A 15,562-nucleotide genomic window follows, 5' to 3' on the forward strand; every position below is an offset into this window, starting at 1 on the left:
CGGCCAGGGGCCTCTTGCCTCAGTTTTTCACGACACCCTGCAGATGCAACAGGAACGAGGGTTCAAGTCCGAAGTTTTCCACCCGGTCGCTTGTCACCGCGTTCTGTTTCCAGTTTGCGACGAAGACCCAGGGCGCGTCTTCCTGAACGATGGCCTGCATCTCGCGGTATAGTTTCGCGCGTTCGTCCTGATCGGTGGCCGTGCGGGCGGCTTCGAGCAGCTCATCGACCTTGTCATTGGCATAATAGCCTGAATTGAAGCCGCCCTGATCGGGCCAGGCCTGCGAGCGCAGCGCCAAATAGGGCAACGTATCGGGGTCGTTGGTCATCCAGGCCATTTCGGCCATGTCAGCCTTGCCTTCCAGTCCGGGGTTCACCTCACCCAGGAAGGTGTTCCACTCATAGGTTTCGATCTTGACGTCAAAGCCCACAGCCTCGAGATCGGCCTGAATGGCAGTGCCCATCGGCACCGGATCAAGCATGCCCGAGCCGCCTTCGGTCACGTAGAAAGTCAGCTCCGCACCTTCGGCACCGGCCTCAGCAATCAGCGCCTTGGCCTTTTCCGGGTCATAGGGGTAGGGATCCAGCGTCTTGTTATAGGCCCAGGCAAAAGCGGGCGGGGTCGGACCCGCCGCGACGGTGGCGGTGCCTTCAAGCACATCGTTCACGATCGCTTCCTTGTTGATCGCGTAATTGGCGGCCTGGCGCACCTTCTTGTCGGCAAAGGGGCCTTCCTTGGCGTTCAGGATCAGGAACCAGACATGTGGCCCCGCTTGTTCGGCAACCGAAAAACCATCCCCCTCGAACTGGCCCAGCGATGTCGGCGGCACCTCGACCATCAGGTCGATACCGCCGGCCAGCATCTCGGCCACGCGGGTGTTGGCATCGGTGATCGGGCGGAATACCACCGCTTCGGTGCCGGCGGGATCGCCCCAGTAATCGCCATTGCGTTCAACGACCACGGCCTCGTTCGAACGCCATTCGGCAAACTTGAACGGGCCGGTGCCCACCGGATTGCGGCCGAAATCCTTGCCATTGGCCTCGACCGCGGCGGGCGAGACAATCAGGCCGGTCGGATAGGCGAGGTTCGACAGAAACGGCGCATAGGGCGCGTTGAGGGTGAATTGCACCGTCCTGTCATCGATGACATCGGTTGCTTTCACCGCGCCGAAGAAGAATGACAGAGGGAACGGGCCGGTATCGTGATAGGGGTGGTTCTCATCCAGCATCCGGTCGAAATTGAACTTCACCGCCTCAGCGTTGAATGGCGTCCCGTCGTGGAAGCTCACGCCCTCGCGCAGGGTGAAGGTATATACCGTGCCGTCGTCGCTGATCGACCAATCGGTGGCAAGCGAGGGTTCGACCTCGAGCGTGCCGGATTTGTAGCGGGTCAACCCTTCGTAAATATTCACCAAAATCCGGAAATCGTTCACCGCGGTCACGGCAGCGGGATCGAGTGATTTCGGTTCGGCGATCTGGCCGACGATCAGCACGCCGGGCGGGGTCTGCGCGGACGCCGGGCCGGCGATGCCGGCAACGGTGACGGCCGTTCCGGCAACAGCAGCCAAGAGGCCCCTGCGGGTCCAGGTTAGTAACGTCATCTCTTGTTCTCCCTGTTGATGTTCTGGCGCCTATTTATCATGATAAATTGCAATCGTCAATTTATCATGATAAATACCGATTACCCAGCTAAGGTGAGACATGACCTTTTCGATTCTTGCACGCGATTCCAAGACCGGCGCCATCGGGGGTGCAGCGGCGACCGGTTCGCTGTGCGTCGGCGGATGGGTCTTGCGCGGTGATCTGCGGGCGGGCATGTCGGCCAGCCAGGGCGCGGCCCCGTCGACGTTCTGGGGTGAGGCGGCGCTTGCCGAGATGCGCAAGGGCAGCAACGCGGCACAGGCTGTCCGAAAGGTCACCGCCGGTGACAAGGGCCGCGAATACCGTCAACTGACCGCGCTTGACCTGAACGGGCAGTCGGGCGCCTTCACTGGCACATCGAACGAACCTGAAAAGGGCGACCTCACTTTCGTGGGTGGCATCGTCTCGGGGAACATGCTGGCCCGGACCAGCGTTCTGGATGCGATGGCCAGTCGGTTTGCGTCCGCCGAGGGCGGCTTCGACCACCGCTTGCTGGCAGCGCTACAGGCTGCGGTCTGCGAAGGGGGTGATTTTCGCGGCCTGTTATCCGCGGCGCTTCTGGTACTGCGCCCGGACAGGCCGCCATTGACCCTGCGGATCGACCATCACCCCCAAGACCCGGTCGACGCACTGGTTGATCTGCATGGCAGGGCGACATCCGGGGATTATGCCAGATGGACCGAACAGGTGCCGGTGCTGAATGACAGGGAACGTATCCTTGACTGATTGGGGTCAACGTGCCGCGGCGCTGCTGAACGACCTCGCCGCCTGTTCAGAGCCGGGACCGGGTGTGACCCGCCTGCCGTTCACGCCGGAACATCGCGCGGCGCTTGATGTTCTGCGCGCGGCGATGGAAAACGCAGGGCTCACGGTAACACTGGATGCCGCCTGCACTCTTGTCGGGCGGCGCGAAGGACCGGCGGGATGCAAGACCTTCCTTCTGGGGTCGCACCAGGATTCGGTGCGCGAAGGTGGCGCCTATGACGGGATCATGGGGGTGGTGCTGCCCATCCTGGCCCTGGAGAAACTGCGGGAGGAGGGCGCCGAGCTGCCCTTTGCCGTCGACGTGCTGGCCTTTGCCGATGAAGAAGGCGTGCGCTTTCCCACCGCCCTGATCGGGTCACGGGCCCTGGCAGGCACCTTCGATCCGTCCGTTCTGGACATGCGCGACGATCAGGGGACCGCATTGCGCGATGCCATGACATCGTTCGGGCTTGACCCCGCCGGGATCGGTGCGCTCCGCCGTGATCCCGGCGATGTACTTGGTTTTCTCGAAACCCATATCGAGCAGGGCCCCCATCTTGAGCGCGAGGGGGAGGCCCTTGGAGTGGTCACCGCGATCTGCGGCATCGAGCGGCACCAGATCATTGTGACCGGCGAAACCGGGCATGCCGGGACCTTGCCCATGATGGGGCGGCGCGACGCGCTTGTCGGGGCGGCGGCGATCGTTTCAGAAGTTGACAGGTTGGGGCAGCAGACCGCTGATCTGCGCGCCACTGTCGGCGCCCTGACCGTCGAGCCGAACGTGGTCAATGCGGTGCCGCGAGCCGTCAGGCTGACGGCCGAGTTCCGCTCGCCCGACGACAATATCCGCAGTAAGGCTGGCAACGCGCTTCATGACTTTGCCCGGCAAGTGGCAACGCAACGGTCACTGACAATCGACGCCGCGCGGACCTACGCCCAACCGGCACAGCCCTGCAACCAGGATCTGTCCCGCCGACTTTCATGGGCTGCAAAACAGGCCGGGGCGGGCTGCCCGGCCCTGCCCTCGGGCGCGACCCATGATGCCTCGGCGATGGCGGACTTGTGCCCGATCGCAATGCTGTTTGTCCGGTGCCGCAATGGCGTAAGCCACAAACCCGAAGAATTTGCATCCTCCGAAGACATGGCACTGGCCATTTCCGCTCTTTCAACGTTCCTGAAATCTATCGGGCAGGATGTTGGCAGTCCGGGTTGATTTCATTCTGCCCTGGATGCGATGCCGCACTTGGGGTCAGCAGAAGCCTTCACACTGGCCCGACCATCGCACCGCACCAGCATCCGGCAAGAGCCCCTTTGCGTGACAGTTGGACGAATCGCCCGAATGACTGCATTGCCCCGGAAAGCGGGAATGCGACACCGAATTTCGGCAATCCGGATGCGGTTGAGTGTCAGCGGGTCTTGTCGCTTCGGCGGGCCCACAGGTCCGGGCGGCGTTTCCGGGTCAGCTCTTCCGACATCTCGCGCCGCCAGCGCGCGACCTTGCCGTGATCGCCCGAGGTCAGCACGTCAGGAATGGTGCGGCCCATCCATTCTGCCGGGCGGGTGAAGTGCGGGTGTTCCAGCAGCCCGCTGCTATGGCTTTCCTCCTCGGCGCTTTCCGCATTGCCCAGAACGCCGGGCAACAGGCGCACGGTGGCGTCGATCATCGCCTGCGCCGCAATCTCGCCGCCGGTCAGGACGAAATCGCCCAGCGACACCTCCTGCACGTCATAGTGATCCAGCACGCGCTGATCGACGCCCTCGAACCGGCCGCACAGCATGGTGATGCCGGGAAGCGCCGCCCAGCTGCGGGCCATCGCCTGTGTAAAGAGCTCGCCGCGCGGGCTGAGATAGATCACCGGCGCACCCTCGGGCGCGGCAGCCTGCGCGGCATCAATCGCCCGGCCGACCACATCGGCACGCAGGACCATGCCCGCGCCGCCTCCGGCGGGGGTGTCATCAACATTGCGGTGGCGACCCTCGCCAAAGCTCCGCAGCTCGATCGTCTCGAGCGTCCACAAGCCGTCATTCAGCGCCTTGCCGGTAAGGCTTTCGCCCAGCACCCCCGGGAAAGCCTGTGGAAAGAGCGTGATGATCCGGGCGGCCCAGGCACCGCTGAGCGTGGGCGTCGGGGTCATCAGCTCGCGCGGCGAGAGCGTGGCGCGGATGGATTTGCGCCCGTGGGATCGGTTCTTGTCGGTCATGGGGCCGGGGCTTATCGCCCGCGCGCGTCGCTGACAAGTCCGGAGCGACGGCCAGAACGCTGGTGCCGGCGAACAGCGCGGTTTCCGCGGCGTTCCGCGCCGGTTGCGAAAATCGCCCATTCCCTCGCCATCGGTTAACACGCTATACAGCGCGGGCGTTCCGCCGGTCCCCCAGGGAACAGGCCCGCGCGACAAGACTTCGGACGGACCTAAATGCCCCTTTTCCTATTGATCGAGCAGATCCTGAACGGCCTTCAGTTCGGTGTGATGCTGTTCCTGATGGCGGCGGGGCTGACGCTGGTTTTCGGCGTCATGGGGCTTATCAACCTGGCGCATGGTTCGCTCTATATGGTGGGCGCTTTCGCGGCGGCGGCGACCGCGGCGGCGACGGGTTCTTTCCTGTTGGCGCTGATGGCAAGTCTTGCCGCCGCCGCCATCGCGGGCGTCGTTGTCGAGATGACGGTGATGCGCCGGCTCTACGACCGGGACCATCTGGACCAGGTGCTGGCAACCTTCGCGCTGATCCTGATCTTTTCCGAGGGCACGCGCTGGCTTTTCGGTTCGTTTCCACTCTATCTCGACACGCCCGCCTGGCTGTCGGGCAGCACGCAGTTGCCGTTCGGCATCACCTACCCGAAATACCGGCTGGCGATCATCCTGGTGGGCCTTGCCGTGGCGATCGGCCTCTTTGCCATGATCGCCCGGACACGCATCGGTATCCAGATCCGCGCGGGCGAGAATGACCGCGAGATGGTGGGCGCGTTGGGCGTCAACATCGCCCGGCTCTATACGCTGGTCTTCGCCCTCGGCGCGGCGCTGGCAGGGTTTGCAGGGGCGCTGATCGGCGCGATCCAATCGGTACAGGTCGGCATGGGAGAGCCGGTTCTGATCCTGGCATTTGTCGTGATCGTCATCGGCGGGATCGGGTCGATCAAGGGTGCGTTTGTGGGCGCCATCCTTGTCGGGCTGACCGATACGCTTGGCCGGTCGTTGCTGCCGCTGTTGTTCAGCCTGTTCATGGATACGTCATCGGCAACCACGGTAGGGTCGTCGCTGGCCTCGATGTCAATCTACATCCTGATGGCGGCGGTGCTGATTTTCCGGCCCAGGGGCCTGTTCGGAGCGGCGACATGATCCGTGAGGGCGTTCTCAACGCGGGGCTGCTGATCCTGCTGCTGGCAGTGCCTTTGGCCGCGCTGATGCTGGACGAGCCGTTCATCATCACCTTGGCCACCCGTGCGGTGATCTTTGCCATCGCCGGCGTGGGCCTGAACCTTGCGCTGGGTTTTGGCGGGCTGGTCAGCCTGGGTCACGCCGCCTTTTTCGGGATCGGCGGCTATGCGATGGGCATCCTGGCCGCCCACGCCCAGAGCTACACGCCGCTGATGACGTGGCCGCTGGTGATCGAGGGCACGAAATCCATGCCGGTGATCTGGCTGACCGCCACGTTTGCCAGCGCCGTTGCCGCGCTGGGCATTGGCGCTTTGTCACTGCGCACCACGGGTGTCTATTTCATCATGATCACGCTGGCCTTCGGGCAGATGTTCTATTTCTTCGCCATCAGCTGGCCCGCCTATGGCGGCGAGGACGGATTGTCGATCTACGTGCGGAATTCTTTCGCAGGGCTCAACATGATGGACCCGATGACGTTCTTCCTGACCTGCTACGCGCTTTTGCTGGCGGTGCTGTGGCTGGTGGCGCGGATCGTGAAATCACCCTTCGGGTTGGCGCTCGGCGCGGCACGCCAGAACGAGGATCGGGTGCAGGCCGTCGGACAACGCCCTTTCACGCTCTATCTGGTGGCCTTCACCATCTCGGGCGCGGTCACCGGGCTTGCAGGTGCCCTGTTTGCCGATCTCAACCGCTTCGTCAGTCCCACCATGTTCAGCTGGCAGACCTCGGGCGAGATCATGGTGTTTGTCATTCTGGGCGGTGTCGGGCGCGTTTTCGGGCCGGTCGCCGGGGCGGCGCTGTTTATCGTGCTGGAGCATGTGCTTGGGGGGCTCAGCGAGTTCTGGCACATCTATCTGGGGGCGATCCTGCTGGGCATCGTCCTTTTTGCGCGGGGCGGGCTGATCGGCCTGCTGGCCGGGCGGGAGGTGGCGGATGACTGACCCCATCCTTGCCACGGACGGAATTACCAGGAGCTTTGGCGCGCTGGTGGCCAGCAAGGACATCACGCTGGATCTGCGGCCGGGCGAGATACATGCGCTGATCGGCCCGAACGGAGCGGGGAAATCCACGCTGATTCAGCAGATCGCGGGCGGGCTGCGCCCCGACAGTGGTCGTGTTCTGCTGGGTGGGGCGGATGTGACCCACCTCGGCACCGCCGCCCGCGCCCGGATGGGCATAGGGCGCACGTTCCAGATATCCTCGCTGGCGATGGATCATACGGTGCTGCAGAATGTGGTCCTGGGGGCATTGGGGCACCGCGGCGATGTGTTTCGCTTTTTCACCCGCGTCATGAAGGATGCCGAGTTGATCGACGTGGCCGAGCGGGCGCTGGCGCAGGTGGGGCTGAGCGATGCGCGTAACATGCGCACGGCCGAACTGTCCCACGGTCAGCGCCGCCAGCTCGAGGTTGCGGTGGCGCTGACGCTGAACCCCCGCGTTTTCCTGATGGACGAGCCGATGGCGGGGCTTGGCACCGAGGGCACGGCGCAGATGGTCGGGTTTCTCGACGGGCTGCGCGCGCAGGCGCCGATCCTGCTGATCGAACATGACATGGATGCGGTTTTTGCACTGGCCGACCGGATCAGCGTGCTGGTCTATGGCCGGATCATCGCCACCGGCACCGCCGACCAGATCCGGGCAAACCCCCAGGTGCGCGAGGCCTATCTGGGCGAGGAGGGGGCGGCATGAGCCTGTTGTCGCTTTCCGGTGTGACGGCGTTCTACGGGCCGTCCCAGGCGCTATTCGATGTCTCGCTGTCGCTGGAGGCGGGGCAGGTAATGGCCCTGATGGGGCGCAACGGCATGGGGAAATCCACCGCCGTCAAGGTCATCTGCCGCTTGTTGAAGAATCCGGGCGGTCAGATCGTGTTTGACGGCCAGGACCTGGCTGGGCTGCCCGCGTTCCGGGCCGCGCGGCTGGGTATCGGGCTGGTGCCCGAGGGGCGTCGCTGTTTCACCAATCTGACGGTTCACGAAAACCTGGTTGCTGCCGCCCGCCCCGGCGATTGGATAGCCGCCACGGTGGCCGAGCTGTTCCCGCCTCTGGCGGAGCGCCGGGACCAAGTCGCGGCCTCGCTTTCGGGCGGAGAGCAACAGATGCTGGCGATCGGCCGCGCGCTGATGACCAATCCGCGCCTGCTGATCCTGGATGAGGCGACCGAGGGGCTGGCCCCGGTGATCCGGCAACAGATATGGGCTGCAATCGCCCGGCTGAAGCGCGAGACGGGCATGGCCATCTTGGTGATCGACAAGTCGCTGGCCGAACTTGGTACGGTTGCCGACAAGGCCGTGATCCTGGAAAAAGGCCGCTCGGAATGGTCTGGCGCGTTTGCCGACCTGACACCCGAGCTGACCGACCGGTATCTTGGTGTCTAACCGTGCGGGCATAAATGGCAGCGTATCAACCGCCCCGATCCGCCGCGCGAAATTGAAGCCCGTGCGGAACTTGGCCCGATGCGCGAAGGACGGCGCCAGGGCAGTTCAACCGGCTTGCGTTACGCCGAAACGCAGCCGCCGCGGATCGAGCGTTTAGATCGGCATCAGCACCCAGTAATCCAGATCCAGCATTACCTCGGGCAGGTATCTGCCATCCTCCCCCTTGAGGTTGAACGGATCGCCGCCCTTGGTGGCCACAAGGCGCAGGCGCAGGGCGCCGACACCGGGGGCCGTTGTTTCGGCCTTATCCAGCACTTCGGACCACGCCTTGATCGTATCGCCCGCGTAACACGGGTTGGCATGTGTGCCGCCGTTCAGCCCGGCAACGATCTGGGCGTTGGCGAGGCCGTTGAAGCTGAGCGTGCGGGCCATCGAAATCACGTGGCCGCCATAGATCAGCCGTTGCCCGTCGGGTCTTGCGCCGGTGTCGAAATGCACCTTGGCGGTGTTCTGCCACAGGCGGGTGGCCATCATGTGCTCGGCCTCTTCGACGGTCACGCCGTCCACATGGTCAATCGTTTCGCCGATCTGGTAATCGCCCCAGCGATGCGGTTCCCCGGCCAGGGTAAAATCGTAATTGGTGAAGTCGAGCCCCTGCGGAATCACCAGATCACCGGCGTCGAGCGCGGGTTTCAACGTCGGGATCACCGGATCGGGCGCAGGGGCGTCGATATCGCGTTTGCGCACCATCGCCCAGCGGACATAGTCCAGCACGACCTCGTTTTGCTGGTTGCGGCCGCGGGTGCGGACCCAGACCACGCCGGATTTGCCGTTGGAGTTCTGCTTGACCCCGATCACCTCGGAGGTCGAATGGAGCGTATCGCCCGGATAGACCGGTTTCAGCCAGCGCCCCTCGGCATAGCCAAGATTGGCCAGCGCGTTGAGCGAGATGTCGGGCACGGTCTTGCCGAACACCACGTGAAACGCGGCGATGTCGTCCAGCGGGCTGGCGGGCAAGCCGCAGGATCGCGCGAATTCATCCGAGGAATAAAGCGCGTGGCGGGCCGGGTAGAGCGCGTGATAAAGCGCGCGTTCGCCGCCCGAGACGGTGCGCGGTACCGCGTGGTGGATCGTTTCACCGACGGTATAATCCTCAAAGAACCGGCCTGGGTTGGTCTTGGCCATCTTCACTGCTCTCCCAACTTGATCTCGGGCGAATAGGTCCCTTCGGCCTCTTTCACCACTGCCTGGCCGCAGCGCATGACCCCATTGGCGGCATCGAACGCATAGGTGGGCGATCCGTGCAGTTCCCAACCTTTGTTCAGGGCGTCGGTGACCTTGTGGCAGAAGGCCGAGGTGTCATCGGCACTGAGGAAGCGGTAGAGTTTCATGCGTAGGTTCCCAGGAAAGGATTGTGGCCCAGCCAGACATGGATGCCGGTAACGATGGCATAGATCACCAGCGTGATGACGGCGTTCTTGAGGTCACCCTTGATCGTGCCGGGGGCAGGGCGTTCCCAGGTGCCCGCGGTATGGTTGATGATCAGCATCTCGGCCACGGCCCAGAGGCCCAGCCCGCCAAAGAGGATGATCGAGGCCAGATCGCCGTTGACCAGCAGATGCGCGATGGCAAAGATCACCATGCCGGTCAGCATCGGGTGGCGGATCTTGTCCACCAGAACACCCTTGGCGCTGCCGATGCCGAAGGAGAAGACCGCCACCAGCATCAGCAGGTTGTTCAGGTGGCCGATACCGGGAACCGGCGTGTAGACGGGCAGGTATTCTGCCGCACGATAGCCCAGCACCATCAGGGCAATGCTGACCAGGATGGACAGGGCAATCGGGCCGCGGCCCTTTGGCCCCAGCTTTGCCCGCGCCTCGGGTGCGACCCGGTTGAAGACATGCGCGGCGATCCACAGGAGCAGGCCGAGAATCAGAAGGGTCATGATCGCTACTCCGCGGCCATTTCGGCGATGGCATTGGCCTTTGCCAGTGTGCGTTGGGCAGCGACCACATGCAGGTTTTCGACGATCTGCCCATCCACCACCGCGATGCCCAGCCCCGAGGCCTGGCTTTCCTGATAGGCAGCGATCTGGCGTTCGGCCAGGTCGATCTCGGATGAGGTGGGCGCGAAGGCGGTGTTCGTCACCTCGATCTGCGCGGGATGGATCAGGGTCTTGCCGTCAAAGCCCAGGTCGCGGCCCTGTTCGCATTCGGCCTTGAGCCCGTCGCCTTCTCGGAAGCGGTTATAGACGCCGTCGATCGCCACGATCCGCGCCGCGCGGGCAGCCATCACGATCATCTGTAGCGCGCTCATCAGCGGCAGGCGGTCGGCGCGATAGCGGCTGCCCAGATCCTTGGTCAGGTCGTTGGTGCCGGTCACAAGGCCTGTCACCCGGCCATGGGCGGCGATATCGCGGGCGTTGAATACGCTGACGGGGGTTTCCATCATCGTCCAGATCGGGGTGTCGGGCGCCAGCAGGTCGGCCAGATTATCGACATCCGAGCGGGTATTGACCTTGGGCAGCAGGATCGCATCGGCCCCGGCATCGCGCAGAACCTGAACGTCCTCCAGCCCCCATTTGGTGGTCAGCGCGTTGATCCGAACGATCTTGGCGCGTTTTCCGTAGCCACCGTCGCGCAGCGCCTGGGCCAGCATCTGCCGCGCCTCGTCCTTGGCGTCGGGGGCGACGGCGTCTTCGAGATCGAAGATGATGGCGTCGCACGGCAGGCTGCGGGCCTTGTCCAGGGCGCGTTCTTTTGACCCCGGTATGTACAGTACCGAGCGATAGGGATGAGTGCTGGCGTCCATTTTCAGAGGTCCTCTGCGCAGATTCCTCGCAACAATCTTGCGCAGGGATGCCATTTTTCGCCTGAAAACTTCAAGCATTTTTTCGCCGCAGCGCAGAATATGCCGGAAAATTTCGGAAACGGCCTCAAGATTAACCCTGTTTTGACACGTTCTTGTGCATGCTTTGTTCACATAAAACGGCAGGGACCCACCATAGAAAGGGTGTAACGATGAAGACGACGATGAATATCTGTACCGCCATTGCGGTTCTGATGGCCGGTCCTGCGCTTGCCCAATCCGGTGCCAACTGCGCCCCGCGCGAAATGGTTGTTGACCGCCTGGCCAGCAAGTACGGCGAGACCCGTCAATCCATGGGCCTGGGCGCCAACAACGCCGTGGTCGAGGTGTTCGCCTCGGACAGTTCGGGCTCCTGGACGATTACGGTCACCTCGCCCAGCGGCGTGACCTGCCTGGTCGCCAGCGGTCAGGCGTTCGAGGAACTGGCCGAGGTTCTGCCGACGGAAGGGAACGACGCCTGAGGCAGCGGCGGACGCTTGTCCCTGATGCGCCCCGCATCAGGTCAGCGCGTCCCAGATCAGCTTGAGCCCGGTCAGGGTCAGCGCGACATAGGTAATGGCAAAGAAGGTGCGTTCCGGCACCAGCCGATGCGACTTGACGCCCAGCCAGGCCCCCAGCAGTGCAAAGGGGGCGAGCACAAGATCGAACTTCAGCGTGTCCGCGCTGAAGATGCCCAGCCAGGCATACGGCACGAATTTTACCACGTTCAGCAGGGCAAAGAGCAACACGGATGTCGCCTGGAACCGGGTCTTGTCGATTCGTTGCGACAACAGGTAGATGGCGGCGGCAGGGCCGCCTGCGTGACTGACGAAACTGGTAAAACCCGCAACGGTTCCGGCCAGCAGGCCGGCCCAAGCCGGCAGCGGCGTCTGGCGCGGCTTGAACAGCCCCGAGCGGGTGCCCGTATGCCACCCCACGAAGGCCAGCGATATCACCCCGATCAGCAGCCGAAACAGGTCCGCATCCGCGATGGTGTACAGCACCGCGCCCAAGGCGGTGCCGGGTATCCCGCCCCAGAGCAGCAACCGTGCCTCGGGCCAGGACCAGCGCCGCCAATAGGGCCGAAGCGTGGCCGCATCTATCACCATCAGCAGCGGCAGCATGATGCCCAGTGCCTGTGCGGGCGGCAGAACCAGGGCCAGGACCGAGGCGCTGGCGAAGGCGGCACCTGAGCCGAATCCACCCTTGGATACCCCTGCGAAAATCGCAGCGGCCGCGCCGATGGCAATTATGCCCAGATCCATTTCCATCGTGCCACCTTGCGCTAAATATATGCTTTGCCACGGCTTTAGCGCCCTTTGCGCACAGCCGGCAAGCCAGGTGCTTGGCCATGCCGCAGCGCGGCGCTCTTGCGTATGAGGCGGAATAGGACTAGGCCCGTGGGCGAATTTCAACCGACCGGAGACAAATCCAATGGCCAGACCCAAGATCGCACTGATCGGCGCAGGACAGATTGGCGGCACGCTTGCCCATCTTGCTGCTCTGAAGGAACTGGGTGACGTCGTCCTTTTCGACATTGCTGAAGGCATCCCCGAGGGCAAGGCGCTCGACATCGCCGAATCCGGCCCGTCCGAGGGCTTTGACGCGGCCCTGTCGGGCACGCAATCCTACGAGGATATTGCCGGTGCGGATGTGTGCATCGTCACCGCTGGCGTGCCGCGCAAACCGGGGATGAGCCGCGATGACCTGCTGGGCATCAACCTCAAGGTCATGAAATCCGTGGGCGAGGGGATCCGCGATCACGCGCCCAACGCGTTTGTGATCTGCATCACCAACCCGCTGGATGCGATGGTCTGGGCGCTGCGCGAATTCTCCGGCCTGCCGCATGAGAAGGTCTGCGGCATGGCGGGCGTGCTGGACAGCGCCCGTTTCCGCCATTTCCTGAGCGAGGAGTTCGGCGTGTCGATGCGTGACGTCACGGCCTTCGTTCTGGGCGGGCATGGCGACACGATGGTGCCGCTGACGCGGTATTCCACCGTGGCGGGCATACCGTTGCCGGACCTGGTCAAGATGGGCTGGACCACGCAGGAGAAGATGGATGCGATCGTACAGCGCACCCGCGATGGCGGCGCCGAAATCGTCGGCCTGCTGAAAACCGGCTCGGCCTTTTACGCGCCGGCGACCTCTGCCATCGAAATGGCCGAAGCCTATCTGAAGGACCAGAAGCGCGTGCTGCCTTGCGCGGCCCACGTGGACGGCGCCTATGGGCTGAAAGGCTTTTACGTTGGCGTCCCGACCGTCATCGGGGCGGGCGGCATCGAGAAAGTCGTCGAGATCAAGCTGAACAAGGACGAGCAGGCCATGTTCGACAATTCAGTCGACGCGGTCAAAGGCCTGGTTGAGGCTTGCAAGGGCATCGACAACTCGCTGGCCTGAACCTTTTTCCGAGGCATCTGAATGCGCGCTTTCGGGCGCGCATTTTTCTTTGAGGGGCCGAATCCACGGCAAGTATCGAACGGTTGCCGCGACGCCGTCGTTGCCGTGCCGCCCGGTTTGCGCGGATGAAACCGCATCTTGCCTCGCCACCTCCCACGTTCGTTTCAGCCGCCACTTCAGCTTTCCGCAGGTGATGTCCAGACCGGGTCGCAAACAGATGCGCCACGGCTTCCGGCGTTGCGGCAGCTAAAACGATTCTTTTTGTTTTCGGGGCAATATCAATCATCTCACTTTTGTGATCACACGATTTGGCGCTGTGATCACAAAAGAGAGAAAATGCCGCCAATTCACCGCGTCTGGGCAGAAAACGGTTTAATCCCGTGTCGCGCTTGTGGGTATATCAGGAATATTCGCAGCTAAACGGGATATTTTCATGAACATCCACGAGTATCAGGCGAAGGCACTGCTTCGCTCCTATGGCGCGCCGGTGTCGGACGGCCGTGTCGTTCTCCGCGCCGAAGAGGCCAAGACTGCCGCCGGCGAGATGGACGGCCCCCTCTGGGTGGTCAAGGCACAGATCCACGCGGGCGGGCGCGGCAAGGGCAAGTTCAAGGAACCCGGCGCGGGCGACCAGGGCGGTGTACGCCTGGCCAAATCGGTCGAGGAAGCCGCGGAAGAGGCCAAGCGGATGCTGGGCCGCACGCTGGTGACCAAACAGACCGGCCCTGCCGGCAAGCAGGTCAACCGGATCTATATCGAGGATGGCTCGGGCATCGACAACGAGATGTACCTGGCCCTGCTGGTCGATCGCCAGTCAAGCCGTGTCAGCTTCGTCTGCTCGACCGAGGGCGGGATGGACATCGAAGAGGTTGCCGAGAAGACCCCTGACAAGATCCTGAGCCTCAGCATCGACCCGGCCACCGGCTATCAGCCGTTCCACGGCCGCCGCATCGCCTTTCAGCTGGGCCTTGAGGGCGCGCAGGTCAAGCAATGCGTCAAGCTGATGGGCATTCTCTACAAGATGTTCCTGGAGAAGGACATGGAGATGCTGGAAATCAATCCGCTGATCACCACCGACAAGGGCGATCTGAAATGCCTGGATGCCAAGATGGGATTCGACAGTAACGCGGTCTACCGCCATGCCGACATTGCCGAGCTGCGCGACGTGACCGAGGAGGACCCGAAGGAACTGGAAGCGTCGAAATACGACCTGAACTACATCGCACTGGATGGCGAGATCGGTTGCATGGTCAACGGTGCGGGCCTGGCGATGGCGACGATGGACATCATCAAGCTTTACGGCGCCGAGCCCGCCAACTTCCTTGACGTGGGCGGCGGCGCGACCAAGGAGAAGGTGACCGAGGCGTTCAAGATCATCACCTCGGACCCGAACGTCAAAGGCATCCTGGTCAACATCTTCGGCGGCATCATGCGCTGCGACGTGATTGCCGAGGGCGTTGTCGCCGCAGTGAAAGAGGTCGGCCTGCAGGTGCCCCTTGTCGTGCGCCTGGAAGGCACGAACGTGGAGAAGGGCAAGGAGATCATCAACAATTCGGATGTCGACGTGATCGCGGCGGATGACCTGAAAGACGGTGCGCAAAAGATCGTCAAAGCGGTGAAGGGGTGATGCGGAGTTCGCTTTTACTGCTGTTCTTGGGTCTGATCGGTTCTGCGGCCCATGCGGATACCTCGCAAGCCAAATTCGAGGAAGCCTACACGATCTGTACCGCCGCTTATGCAGATGCGGCGGAGATCGGGCCCTCGCTTGTGGCTGCCGGGTTTGAGCATCAGCCCGAGAAGATTGATGATACCGAGACGCTACATTGGTACGTCACCCCAGCCGGCACCGACGTGACTGTCCTTTTGCGCACCACGCCATTGGAACGTTTCTGTGCCATTTCCAGCGAAGAGATCCCGCTGCAGGAGGCCATGCAAAAATCCTGGGCGCTCACGACAACGCTCTTTCCGGGCGCAAGCCCGATTCAGGGCGATCTCGGCGGTAAGAACATCCTCATCGGCAGTGCCGAAGGCCAAAACGAATCCTGCTCTGGCTTCTGGGTGGTCCTTGGCGATGATATCCTCTGGGTCTCCGGTGGTATCGCCGGGCAGGATCCTGTCTGCGTCGACAACGGAACTTCGCAAATCATGGTGGTCATGTAGCCCCGCCAACCCGCAATCGCTCAGG

The 15,562-nt window shown here is 63.1% G+C and carries 17 protein-coding genes; 10 read left to right on the top strand and 7 right to left on the bottom strand.

Features of this window, described 5'->3' with window-relative positions; all coding sequences use genetic code 11:
* Nucleotides 1-19 precede the first annotated feature (19 nt).
* Nucleotides 20-1,600 carry an ABC transporter substrate-binding protein gene (locus AAFO92_RS01575; protein ID WP_347532757.1) on the bottom strand — a complete coding sequence of 527 codons (1,581 nt, stop codon included), beginning with the start codon at nucleotides 1,598-1,600 and terminating at the stop codon, nucleotides 20-22.
* Between the two features lie 100 nt (nucleotides 1,601-1,700).
* On the opposite strand from AAFO92_RS01575, the gene AAFO92_RS01580 reads away from it, so the two are divergent.
* The gene (locus tag AAFO92_RS01580) at nucleotides 1,701-2,366 is read left to right on the top strand and encodes a DUF1028 domain-containing protein (RefSeq protein ID WP_347532759.1); all 666 of its coding nucleotides are present in this window, start codon (nucleotides 1,701-1,703) and stop codon (nucleotides 2,364-2,366) included.
* A complete protein-coding gene (locus AAFO92_RS01585) occupies nucleotides 2,359-3,597 on the top strand; it encodes a Zn-dependent hydrolase (protein ID WP_347532761.1) in 1,239 nt (412 codons plus the stop codon). Before AAFO92_RS01580 ends, AAFO92_RS01585 begins: the two co-directional genes overlap by 8 nt.
* 193 nt (nucleotides 3,598-3,790) lie before the next feature.
* On the opposite strand, the gene trmD is transcribed toward AAFO92_RS01585, so the two are convergent.
* Nucleotides 3,791-4,585, bottom strand: coding sequence for a tRNA (guanosine(37)-N1)-methyltransferase TrmD (trmD, locus tag AAFO92_RS01590; RefSeq protein WP_347532763.1), 795 nt, complete (start codon nucleotides 4,583-4,585; stop codon nucleotides 3,791-3,793).
* Nucleotides 4,586-4,798: 213 nt separating this feature from the next.
* On the opposite strand from trmD, the gene AAFO92_RS01595 reads away from it, so the two are divergent.
* The 4 genes from AAFO92_RS01595 to AAFO92_RS01610 are packed head-to-tail and all read left to right on the top strand — an operon-like array spanning nucleotide 4,799 to nucleotide 8,133.
* Nucleotides 4,799-5,719: a branched-chain amino acid ABC transporter permease gene (locus tag AAFO92_RS01595; RefSeq protein ID WP_347532765.1), complete on the top strand. Its 921-nt coding sequence runs from the start codon at nucleotides 4,799-4,801 to the stop codon at nucleotides 5,717-5,719.
* On the top strand, nucleotides 5,716-6,699 hold the full coding sequence (locus AAFO92_RS01600) for a branched-chain amino acid ABC transporter permease (protein WP_347532766.1): 984 nt from the start codon (nucleotides 5,716-5,718) through the stop codon (nucleotides 6,697-6,699). Before AAFO92_RS01595 ends, AAFO92_RS01600 begins: the two co-directional genes overlap by 4 nt.
* Nucleotides 6,692-7,447, top strand: coding sequence for an ABC transporter ATP-binding protein (locus AAFO92_RS01605; protein ID WP_347532768.1), 756 nt, complete (start codon nucleotides 6,692-6,694; stop codon nucleotides 7,445-7,447). Before AAFO92_RS01600 ends, AAFO92_RS01605 begins: the two co-directional genes overlap by 8 nt.
* Nucleotides 7,444-8,133, top strand: a complete 690-nt coding sequence (locus tag AAFO92_RS01610) for an ABC transporter ATP-binding protein (protein ID WP_347532770.1) — start codon at nucleotides 7,444-7,446, stop codon at nucleotides 8,131-8,133. The genes AAFO92_RS01605 and AAFO92_RS01610 overlap by 4 nt, the downstream gene beginning before the upstream one ends.
* A gap of 153 nt (nucleotides 8,134-8,286) precedes the next feature.
* Here AAFO92_RS01610 and AAFO92_RS01615 read toward each other — a convergent pair whose 3' ends face one another.
* Genes AAFO92_RS01615 through AAFO92_RS01630 form a run of 4 tightly spaced genes read right to left on the bottom strand, consistent with a single transcriptional unit; the run spans nucleotide 8,287 to nucleotide 10,944 of the window.
* Entirely contained in the window at nucleotides 8,287-9,318 is a 1,032-nt protein-coding gene (locus tag AAFO92_RS01615; protein WP_347532772.1) for a MaoC family dehydratase, read from the bottom strand.
* Between the two features lie 2 nt (nucleotides 9,319-9,320).
* The gene (locus AAFO92_RS01620; protein ID WP_347532773.1) at nucleotides 9,321-9,524 is read right to left on the bottom strand and encodes a DUF1737 domain-containing protein; all 204 of its coding nucleotides are present in this window, start codon (nucleotides 9,522-9,524) and stop codon (nucleotides 9,321-9,323) included.
* Nucleotides 9,521-10,078: an NnrU family protein gene (locus AAFO92_RS01625; RefSeq protein ID WP_347532774.1), complete on the bottom strand. Its 558-nt coding sequence runs from the start codon at nucleotides 10,076-10,078 to the stop codon at nucleotides 9,521-9,523. The genes AAFO92_RS01620 and AAFO92_RS01625 overlap by 4 nt, the downstream gene beginning before the upstream one ends.
* Nucleotides 10,079-10,083: 5 nt before the next feature.
* Nucleotides 10,084-10,944, bottom strand: a complete 861-nt coding sequence (locus tag AAFO92_RS01630; protein WP_347532776.1) for a CoA ester lyase — start codon at nucleotides 10,942-10,944, stop codon at nucleotides 10,084-10,086.
* A gap of 209 nt (nucleotides 10,945-11,153) precedes the next feature.
* Between AAFO92_RS01630 and AAFO92_RS01635 the strand changes: the two genes are divergently transcribed.
* Complete coding sequence (locus AAFO92_RS01635) at nucleotides 11,154-11,462, top strand: hypothetical protein (RefSeq protein WP_347532777.1); 309 nt, start codon at nucleotides 11,154-11,156, stop codon at nucleotides 11,460-11,462.
* A 36-nt stretch (nucleotides 11,463-11,498) separates the two neighbouring features.
* Here the strand turns inward: AAFO92_RS01635 and AAFO92_RS01640 are convergent, their stop codons facing one another.
* Nucleotides 11,499-12,245 (bottom strand): sulfite exporter TauE/SafE family protein, encoded by a 747-nt coding sequence (locus tag AAFO92_RS01640; RefSeq protein WP_347533348.1) that lies wholly within the window; start codon nucleotides 12,243-12,245, stop codon nucleotides 11,499-11,501.
* 169 nt (nucleotides 12,246-12,414) lie between these two features.
* Between AAFO92_RS01640 and mdh the strand changes: the two genes are divergently transcribed.
* From mdh to AAFO92_RS01655, 3 genes are all read left to right on the top strand, one after another.
* The gene (gene mdh, locus AAFO92_RS01645; RefSeq protein WP_347532778.1) at nucleotides 12,415-13,377 is read left to right on the top strand and encodes a malate dehydrogenase; all 963 of its coding nucleotides are present in this window, start codon (nucleotides 12,415-12,417) and stop codon (nucleotides 13,375-13,377) included.
* Nucleotides 13,378-13,810: 433 nt separating this feature from the next.
* Complete coding sequence (sucC, locus tag AAFO92_RS01650) at nucleotides 13,811-15,004, top strand: ADP-forming succinate--CoA ligase subunit beta (protein ID WP_347532779.1); 1,194 nt, start codon at nucleotides 13,811-13,813, stop codon at nucleotides 15,002-15,004.
* On the top strand, nucleotides 15,004-15,537 hold the full coding sequence (locus tag AAFO92_RS01655) for a hypothetical protein (protein ID WP_347532780.1): 534 nt from the start codon (nucleotides 15,004-15,006) through the stop codon (nucleotides 15,535-15,537). The genes sucC and AAFO92_RS01655 overlap by 1 nt, the downstream gene beginning before the upstream one ends.
* The last annotated feature ends 25 nt before the right edge of the window (nucleotides 15,538-15,562 follow it).

The organism is Roseovarius sp. CAU 1744, assembly GCF_039839345.1.
Lineage (GTDB): Bacteria > Pseudomonadota > Alphaproteobacteria > Rhodobacterales > Rhodobacteraceae > Roseovarius.